The organism is Ochrobactrum soli (assembly GCF_003664555.1).
GTDB lineage: Bacteria > Pseudomonadota > Alphaproteobacteria > Rhizobiales > Rhizobiaceae > Brucella > Brucella teleogrylli.
This window is the reverse complement of record NZ_RCHH01000034.1, coordinates 1-9,084: the sequence shown is the minus strand read 5'-3', so window position 1 is coordinate 9,084 and position 9,084 is coordinate 1. Positions and strand designations below refer to the sequence as shown.

The following is a 9,084-nucleotide window of genomic DNA, read 5'->3' as shown; positions in this document are numbered from 1 at the left end:
CATTCAACTGGAATCTGTATGTAACTCAGCGCTTCTTTATTGGAACGCGATCCGGGCAGGAGCGAGATACGCGAAACTCTGACTGGCAATCAGCGCATCTACCAATGGCAGGGGGCAGCGGTTCATACCCTTTCAAAGCGTACCAGCCTTTTCGCCGATGGAGGGGGACCACTACCAAGAATTTTGACTGGCAATCTGGAATTGGAGCTAAGTCCTTTACAAGGAACTGGTCGAGCTTGTTAATGACTCTTGCTCTAAATCAGAATGGTGCCAACCAATTTACCCCGTGTACCTATGCTGCTTTAAGTTCGGTTAGTGGGAAAGAATCGTTGGCACTGCTGAATGAGCAATGCATGAGGGCTCAGTGTGCTCGACGCTGCGGTGCGAAGATCACCGGTATCCGAATAGGAAAAGATTGGAAATCAGGCGCCCGCCGTGACCAGGATCGCCAGCGGCGGGACGATGTACTGGTCGCCAGTGCAGACCCTGTTATCCACGGCAGAGCTTTACGACGAAGTTAACGTTACGGAGCCAAGCCCGTTCCGTTTACCGGAACGGGCCTTCGACAAGAGCTTACTTCTCAATGGTGCGATTCCAGCGGCTGTTGAGCTGCTGGCGGCCTTCATTGACAGCATCCCAATCAAGCGTGTTCGCGGTTTGCATATAACCGCGGAACGCATCGAGCTTGGCCTGTGCTTCCGGCGTACCGGCCTTGGCCTTCTCGTTCGACGGAATGACATTGCCATGGTCGAGCGCCTTGCTCTGCGCATCCGCTGACAGCAGATAATGCGCCAGCTTCTGGCTCAGTTCCGGCTCGCCGTTGCCTGCCAGCACGCATTCGGTCACGGCGAGAACGACCGAACCTTCCTTCGGCTGTGCATATTCAACGGGAATGCCCTTGTCCTTCAGGTTGTTCACGCCAGTTGGCGTCAACGGGAAGAGTGCGGCTTCGCCGGTCTGGACCATTTCCGAAATCTTGGCCGAAGACGGGATATATTCCAGAACATTTTTGCCGATCATGTCGGGGAACTTCTCGAAGCCCGGCTCGAGGTGCTTATCGTCGCCGCCCTGAATGCGGTTGAACATCAGGAATGCGTGTAGTCCGAATGTCGAGGCCGAAGCCGACTGGAACACGACGGCATTGGCGTATTTTTCGTCAGCGAAGTCCATCCACGAGGTCGGTGCAGCCCAACCCTTTTCGTCGAAGAGCTTCTTGTTATAGGCAATGCCGGTCATGCCCATATCAACGCCGATAGCCATATCATCCTTTATGCGGGCGGCGGGCTGGATATCGCCCAGAACCGGATCGTCGGAGATTTTCTGGCACAGGCCGCCATTGATGGCGCGAACCATCACGCCATCATCGAGCAGCATGACATGCATCTGCGGATTGTCTTTCTGGGCGGTGGCCTTGGCGAGAATGTCTGCCGACGTGCCCGGCACGACCACGACTTTCACGTCATTGGCTTTTTCGAATTCCGGCAGGACGTGCTCGGTATAAGCCTTTTCCATGTTGCCGCCGTTCATGCCGATATAGAGCGTCTTCGTTTCTGCCGATGCGGCGGAAGCGAAAGCGACCGACAGGCCAAGCGCGGCTGCAACGGTTTTCGTAATCCGGTTGGTGTTCATGCTACTCCCCTTTGTGGTTTGAGGTTGGATTGTTTTCGGGCGCAAAACGGTCGATGGCGAAAGCGCCGATCGGCGTTTTCGTTTCTCCGTTCACGGCGAAATCGGCCAGCACGGCTCCGACCCCCGGCCCGGTTTGAAAACCGGCGCCGCAGAAACCGAAGGCGTGATAGAGATTTTTGATCCGGCTGCTTGGCCCGATCACCGGATTTCCATCCGGCATTTCGGCCTCGGTGCCAGACCAGAAGCGGATAACCTGGGCATTTTTCAGGTGTGGAAAGAGCTCAATGGCGCGCAACATCACCGATGACGCTGCATTGACCGACGGACGCGAAAAATCGGGGTTCTCAAGCGCTGTGCCGCGCCCGCCGCCCATCACATAATTTCCACGTGTCACCTGACGGCCATAAAAGCCGCCGCCTTCTTCGCCAAGGCTCATCGGCAATCGAAGCGGCATCGGCTCGGTCACGACCATGGATGGATAAACGCGCTTCAACGGAACAGGCTCACCGAACGAAGCCGCAAAACGGTCAGACCATGCACCGGCGCAGTTGAAGAGCAGACGCGACCGGATTTCGATCTGTTCACCCGCAAGATCGGTTCCCGCCAGAATGGCAAAGCCGTCGCCGGTCGCCTGCACGTCATGCACTGGCGTATTTTCCAGCACCGTCGCGCCTGCCGCCTTGGCAGCGCGTGCAAAAGCAGGCGACACAAGACGCGGATTGGCGTGACCATCATCGGCGCAAAGCGAAGCGCCGGCCACATTGCCAGGGAGCCATGGAAACCGGTCCTTGACCGCATTGCCGCCGATCAGTTCCACCGCAAGGCCTAATGGTCGAACAGTCGCCGCATAGGCTTCCAGACTTGCGAAATGTTCCTCGGTGCGCGCCAGTTTCAAATGGCCGCTGCGGATATATTCACCGTCGATGCCAATCAGCTCCGGCAGCCGCGCCCATATTTCATGCGCGCGCTGCGATAGGGCGATCTGCTCGAGCGCACGGCCCTGCCTGCGTACACCGCCATAGTTGACGCCGCTTGCCTGCGCACCGCAAAAGCCCTTGTCGAGCAGGATAACCGACAGACCAGCCTGACGCATGAAAAGCGCTGCGGAACCGCCGACAATGCCGCCGCCAATAACGACCGCATCGGCCTGAAGACGCCGGCTCATGACGCAACGTCCTCTCTGGCCGCAGCGCCAAAACCGAGCGGGATCGGCTTGACCGGTGCCTGGGCGCGGATGCGTCCGCCATCAGCGGGTGACTTGTCGCGCATGGAAGCCAGAAGTTCCGCTGCGGCTGCCGAACACATACGGCCCTGACAGCGCCCCATGCCAACCCGGCTCAAGGCCTTGAGGCGATTGATTTCCTGTGTGTTGCCTGCGCCGATCACATCCCGCGCTTCGGCAAGGCTGATCTCTTCGCAACGGCAAAGCGTGACATCGCCTGCCACCGTCTGAAACCAGTCGAGCGGAAACGGAAATGCCTTTTCGACAATCAGGCGTTCGCGATAAATGCCATCGCGTTTGCGAATGAGACGCTGTTCGGTCCCGTTATCGAATGGCAATCCAAGATCGCGAAGAAGCGCGATAGCGGCCAGCTGACCGCGAATTTCGGCAGCATCGGCACCGGCGATACCAGCACCATCACCGGCGACATAGACGCCGATGCGGCTGGTGCGGCCAAGCTTGTCCGTCATCGGCAACCAGGCGCGGTCGCGGTCCTCGAAGCGGAAATCGCAACCGGCAAGATCGGCAAGCTGCGTTTCCGGGCGGAGCGCAAAACCATAGGCCAGCGCATCGCAGGCCACTTCGTGTTCGCTCTTGCCCGTGCGATAACGCAAACCTTCGACATGGTCGTCGCCCAGCACGCAATCGGGCCGAACATCATAGTGGATCGGAACGCCCGCCAGTTTCAGGCGCAGGCCGTAATAGGCCCCAAGCGCCACAATGCGGGGCGCGTACAGCGCCAGATGCGCGAGATGAAACTTGGCAGCAAAACGCGCTGTATCCAGAACAGCCGCCACCTTGGCGCCTGCATGGTGATATTGCCAAGCCACCAAATAAAGCAGTGGGCCGGAACCCATGAACACGACGCGTTCGCCAACGGTGCAGCCTTGCGCCTTGAGCGCAGTTTGCGATGCGCCAAGCGTATAGACGCCGGGCTTCGTCCAGCCCTTGAAGGGAAGCACACGATCCGTTGCGCCGGTTGCAAGAATGAGATGGCTATAGGGCAGCTGACCATGCACGCCATCCGTCAGGAGATCGAGATGATCGCCATCGTTGCGCGAAATATTCCAGACCAGCGTTTCCGGGTGATAATCGATAGAACCGCGCAACGTGTCGAATGTCGTGTGCAGCGCTTCGGCCTTGGGAGCCTCGGAACCATAACGGCTGCGATAACTGCGCCCGTCATCAATCGGCGGGCGGCGATAAATCTGCCCGCCGGAGCGCATGCCTTCGTCCAGCACGACAGGCCGAAGACCAGCCTTGACGAGAGTTTCGGCGGCGCGAATGCCCGCAGGCCCTGCGCCGACAATGACGGGTGCCAAAAGAGGGGACGCAACAGCGCTCATGTCGAAGGCTCCGTCACAAACGCCATGCCTTCTTCCAGTAGTGTTGTGCAGGCGCGTAGCCGCCGCCCTTCCGCGGTCATGACATGGCAATCCTGACAAGCGCCGATCAGGCAGAAGCCTGCGCGCGGTTCGCCGGTGAATTCGGTATGACGCAGCTTTCCCTGCACCGACAGAATGGCGGTCAACACGGTGTCGCCACGGCGTCCCTCGCAAGGCACGCCGTCAAGCGAGAAGCTGAGCGGCTGTTCGGCCAGCCGATACCGTCTGCGGAACTGGGCCGCCGAAGGTGAAACCGGGATCGTCATGATCGGATCAGCCCTTGCCTACCAGAAGACGGTCGAGGCCGAACATGCGGTCAATGATGATCATGGTGAGGGTCGCGACGAGGATCATCAAGGCGGAGACCGCAGCCATCATCGGATCGATGGATTCGCTTGCATACATATACATGCGGACCGGCAGCGTGACCGTCGAAGGCGACGTGACGAAGATCGACATGGTCAGCTCATCAAAGGAGTTGATGAAGGCAAGCAGCCAGCCGCCCGACAGACCCGGCAGCAAAAGCGGCAAGGTGATGCGGCGGAACACTGTCCATTCTCCGGCACCCAACGTCCGCGCGGCATTTTCCGCATTGCGGTCCATGCTGCCGAGCGAAGCGAGAATGAGGCGCAGCGCATAAGGCGTGATCACGATGGAATGCGCGGCAACCAGCCAGACGAATGAACCCGTGAAGCCCATCAGGGAGAACAGGCGCAGGAATGCGACGCCCAGCACCAGATGCGGAATGATCAGCGGCGACAGAAACAGCGCATTGAGCGCATCGCGGCCACGGAAATTATATTGCGCAATGGCAAGCCCGGACGGCACCGCCAGCAATGTGGAGATCGTGGCCGAGAAGAAGGCGAGCTTCACGCTGTTATAGAACGACGTCATAAAGTCGTTATGCTCGAACACAGCCTTGAACCAGCGAAGCGAAAGGCCGTTCCACGGCATGGTCAGCGTGTTTTCCGGGGTGAAAGCCACCAGACACACCACCAGCATCGGCGCCAGCATGAAGATGACGACCAGCGTGTGGAAGAAAAGGGCAAAAGGACCGTTCTTGACCATGGTGCTTACCCCAGTTTCTTCTTGGCCTGCCCTTCGAGCAGGCGATTATAGGCGATCATGATGATGAGATTGGCCACCAGAACGATGATGGCGATGGCTGCACCCAGCGGCCAGTTCAACTCGATCAGGAATTCGTCATAGACAACGGTTGCCGCCATCTTGAGACGGCGTCCGCCAAGCAGGCCCGGAATGGCAAACGAACTTGCCGACAGGGCGAAGACGATGAGGCTGCCCGAAAGAATGCCCAGCACTGCCTGCGGAAATACCACGCGGCGCAATGCTGTCAGGCGCGATGCGCCAAGCGTAAGCGCGGCCGCTTCCACCGACGGATCGAGCTTTTGCAGCACGGTCCAGACCGGGATCACCATGAAGGGCAGCATGATATGCACCAGACCGATCACAATGGCGGTCTCGCTATAAAGGATCTGTGTCGTCGGCAGGCCGACCAGTTGCAGCAGGCTGTTCACCAGACCATTGCGTCCGAGAAGCATGCTCCAGCCGAAGGTGCGCACCACGACCGAAACCAGAAGCGGTCCGATGATCACTAGCAGAAAGATCGAGCGCCACGGCTTGCGCATATTCGAAAGAATATAGGCTTCCGGCACGCCAATCAGCACCGTGATGACGGTTGTTATGAGCGCCAGCTTGAGCGTCCGCCAGAAGATCGACAGGTAATAGGGGTCTTTGAGAACCTGCACGTAATTGGCGAGCGAATAGACGTTCTCGATGCCCTTGTCATAGCTGTAGCTATTGAACGACAGCAGGATCGTTAGCCCCAGCGGCAAAAGCACCAGCGCGAAGAAAAGTAGCGTCGACGGCCCGGCCAGGAAAAGCGGCATCAGATTGCGCGGTTCCTTCGGGGCTGCGGAAATATCCTGGGAAGTCACCGAAGCCATGCTCAGTTCACCCCTGCGGTGAGGATACGGCAGTCTTCATGGTTCCAGTTGAGGCCGACCTGCGTGCCTTCGGCTGGCGGCGGATTACCGAGATTGGGCAGTGCCACCGAAAGTGGGCCTGCTGCCGTATTGACCCCGAGCAACCACTGGCTACCCATAAAATAGCGCGTTGCGACCTCACCGGCGATATGACCCTCGCCGTCATTCACCAACTGCACTTTTTCCGGGCGGATAAACACTGAGACATCGCCGGAAAGCTTGGTTTCGCCTGCCGGGAAGCGGATCGCCGTGCCCGCAAGCGCGATCATCTCGCCTTCGGCGCGCGCCTTGAGGAAGTTGGACTTGCCGACAAAATTGGAAATGAAATGGTTGTGTGGATGCTCGTAGAGCTTGTACGGCGCATCGACCTGCGTGATGAGACCCTTTTCCATGACGACGATTCGGTCGCTGATCGACAGCGCTTCGGCCTGATCGTGGGTCACCATGATGGTGGTGATGCCGACGGTGCGCTGAATGCGGCGCAGTTCGAACTGCATTTCCTCGCGCAGCTGCGCATCGAGATTGGAGAGCGGCTCGTCCAAAAGCAGCACTGGCGGATTGATGACCAGCGCGCGGGCAATCGCAACACGCTGGCGCTGACCGCCCGACATCTCACGCGGATAGCGATCCGCCAGAGCGCCAAGATGCACAAGTTCCAGCACCTCGCGCACACGCTTTTCGCGCTCGGCCTTGGCCACATTGCGCATTTCAAGGCCGAAACTGACATTCTGTGCCACCGTCATATGCGGAAACAGCGCATAGCTCTGGAAGACGACACCAAGTTCGCGCTTGGCCGGGGCCAGACGGGTAATATCGCGACCATCAAGCGTGATCGAACCGGCGGTCGGGGGCACCAGTCCGGCGATCATCTGCAAGGTGGTGGTCTTGCCGCACCCGGAAGGGCCGAGCAGCGAAATGAACTCCCCCTTTTCAATCGTCAGATTGAATTTATCGACAGCCGCGAACTTGCCGTAGTGGCGGGAAATTCCGGAAAGGGTCAAAAAGCTCATTGCGTCTCCCTCTCGGCCTGACTTCCGCAGAAATGTGCGGGGGAGCGGAAGCGCCGTGATGTTATCTCACGTCGCCTCTTTACAGGGCTGGCTGGCGGGGCGGTCATTCATGCTCGGTTGCGCAGCAACACTTTAGTGGCCAGCCGCTTTCGCGGCCGCATCGTTCCCTGAACAACGCCTGAAGCAAAACCGCCGATCCGTTTGCAGCACTTTTTCGGTGCCTCGCCGGACCTTCCCATTTGGCGACGCTTTCAGATGGCAGAAAAAATTCTGCGATTACAAATTATAATTTTCAAATCCGGAAGAAATTATATACATCTTTTAAAATACAGAATTTGGAAGCAGTTTTATGGATGATATATCAGAGAATTCGAAATCTGGCGCCGCTCTCAACTCAAGTCTGGTGAAGGCAATCCATATTTTGAAAGGTCTGGCCGCCAGCGCCGAGGACGGCGTGCGGCTGATCGATCTGGCCCGTGATCTCGAATTGAGCCAGCCATCCACCCATCGTCTGCTGAAGACATTGATTTCCGAAAACCTTGTCGAGCAGATCGCCGACAAGAAGGCCTATCGCCTGTCGCTGGAGTTTTTCGCCATGGCAGCGCAGGCCCGGCAACGCGACGGGATACTGAATATTGCGCGCCCGGCGCTGCTACGGCTGTCGACCACGTTCAACGATACGGTTTTCCTGCTGGTGCGCAGCAATTTTGATGCTGTGTGTCTTGATCGTGTCGAGGGACCTTTTCCGATCCGCTCCTATACCGGCGATATTGGCGGCAAGGTTCCGCTTGGTATCGGTCAGGGCAGTCTCGCCATTCTCGCCTTCCTGCCGGAAGAAGAGCGGGAAGCGATCATCCGCTTCAACATGCCCCGCATTCTGGATAAGTCCACCATCGACGAAGTTGATCTGCGTATCATGATTGATGACGTGCGAAAGACAGGCGCTGCAACCTTCAACTTTAATATGATCGACGGCATGGCTGGTGTCGGCGTGCCCATTCTCGACCATAGCGGCGAAGCCGTGGCGGCCTTCAGCGTCGGCACGCTGGCCTCACGCCTGACCGAACAGCGGCTGCAAACTGTCGTTGAACTGCTGCGCCGGGAAGCGGCGATCATTTCCCACAAGATCAGCCCGTTCGATCCGAGCCTGCGCCAGCCCAATCAGGCGCTGGCCCACCGGCGATAAAACGTCGCGATAGCAAGCTGGGCAGAAATTCCAGCCCGCTGCGGTCCATTATAACCTGTGTAGATCGCTTCGACAGATGGTGCCATGCCGGGCGCTGGGCGCGCGTTCGCAACGCGATATCAGAAGCTTACGACGGCGTTCTCCATCTGCTCGACTCCTGGTCAATCCGCGTTCATCAACATGGGGCCAATGGTCAAAAAAAGACCCGTCGGAGGAGGACCTTTCGAGCATCGAGCGAAAACTGCCAGCAGAGGCGTTTGGCGAGCTTTGTGATGTAGCACCACGGTTTCAGATCTGGCTTGCGCGAAGCGTCGGAAAAGCGGCCCATGTCTGACAACATCCTCCAACTGTTAAAGGATGGACCGCATTACGCCTCAGACTACGATAGAAACCTAACCGATCGGGCGACCCTTCTCTTGGGTCGCCGATGAAAGAATGGAATCGACGCGATCCGACCTAAAAGACCAATGGACCAGATTGTCAGAAGCTAGCTGGGTTGCATGAGACAGGAATGGTTTCATACAAAGTGTTTGTCCATTCGCGCGCGTATGGAACACGGAACATCACTTCCACATGCTTCGCATCCGTGCGCCGACATCAATGCGGACATTGCGCGCGCTGGCTTCGCTGGCGGTTGCTGCTACTTTTG

General features: G+C 58.1%; 8 protein-coding genes. 1 reads left to right on the top strand and 7 read right to left on the bottom strand.

Annotation, left to right across the window (positions count from 1 at the left end):
• Nucleotides 1–573: 573 nt before the first annotated feature.
• The 7 genes from D8666_RS23655 to D8666_RS23625 are packed head-to-tail and all read right to left on the bottom strand — an operon-like array spanning nucleotide 574 to nucleotide 7,249.
• On the bottom strand, nucleotides 574–1,629 hold the full coding sequence (locus D8666_RS23655) for an ABC transporter substrate-binding protein (protein WP_121539656.1): 1,056 nt from the start codon (nucleotides 1,627–1,629) through the stop codon (nucleotides 574–576).
• 1 nt (nucleotide 1,630) lies between these two features.
• Complete coding sequence (locus D8666_RS23650; RefSeq protein WP_121539655.1) at nucleotides 1,631–2,794, bottom strand: NAD(P)/FAD-dependent oxidoreductase; 1,164 nt, start codon at nucleotides 2,792–2,794, stop codon at nucleotides 1,631–1,633.
• Nucleotides 2,791–4,197 (bottom strand): FAD/NAD(P)-dependent oxidoreductase, encoded by a 1,407-nt coding sequence (locus tag D8666_RS23645; RefSeq protein WP_121539654.1) that lies wholly within the window; start codon nucleotides 4,195–4,197, stop codon nucleotides 2,791–2,793. Before D8666_RS23645 ends, D8666_RS23650 begins: the two co-directional genes overlap by 4 nt.
• Nucleotides 4,194–4,502: a (2Fe-2S)-binding protein gene (locus D8666_RS23640; protein ID WP_121539653.1), complete on the bottom strand. Its 309-nt coding sequence runs from the start codon at nucleotides 4,500–4,502 to the stop codon at nucleotides 4,194–4,196. Before D8666_RS23640 ends, D8666_RS23645 begins: the two co-directional genes overlap by 4 nt.
• A gap of 7 nt (nucleotides 4,503–4,509) precedes the next feature.
• Nucleotides 4,510–5,304: an ABC transporter permease gene (locus tag D8666_RS23635; protein ID WP_121539652.1), complete on the bottom strand. Its 795-nt coding sequence runs from the start codon at nucleotides 5,302–5,304 to the stop codon at nucleotides 4,510–4,512.
• Between the two features lie 5 nt (nucleotides 5,305–5,309).
• Nucleotides 5,310–6,200 carry an ABC transporter permease gene (locus D8666_RS23630; RefSeq protein ID WP_121539651.1) on the bottom strand — a complete coding sequence of 297 codons (891 nt, stop codon included), beginning with the start codon at nucleotides 6,198–6,200 and terminating at the stop codon, nucleotides 5,310–5,312.
• 2 nt (nucleotides 6,201–6,202) lie between these two features.
• Nucleotides 6,203–7,249, bottom strand: a complete 1,047-nt coding sequence (locus tag D8666_RS23625; protein WP_078338212.1) for an ABC transporter ATP-binding protein — start codon at nucleotides 7,247–7,249, stop codon at nucleotides 6,203–6,205.
• Nucleotides 7,250–7,598: 349 nt separating this feature from the next.
• Between D8666_RS23625 and D8666_RS23620 the strand changes: the two genes are divergently transcribed.
• A complete protein-coding gene (locus tag D8666_RS23620) occupies nucleotides 7,599–8,435 on the top strand; it encodes an IclR family transcriptional regulator (RefSeq protein WP_121539650.1) in 837 nt (278 codons plus the stop codon).
• Nucleotides 8,436–9,084 lie beyond the last annotated feature (649 nt).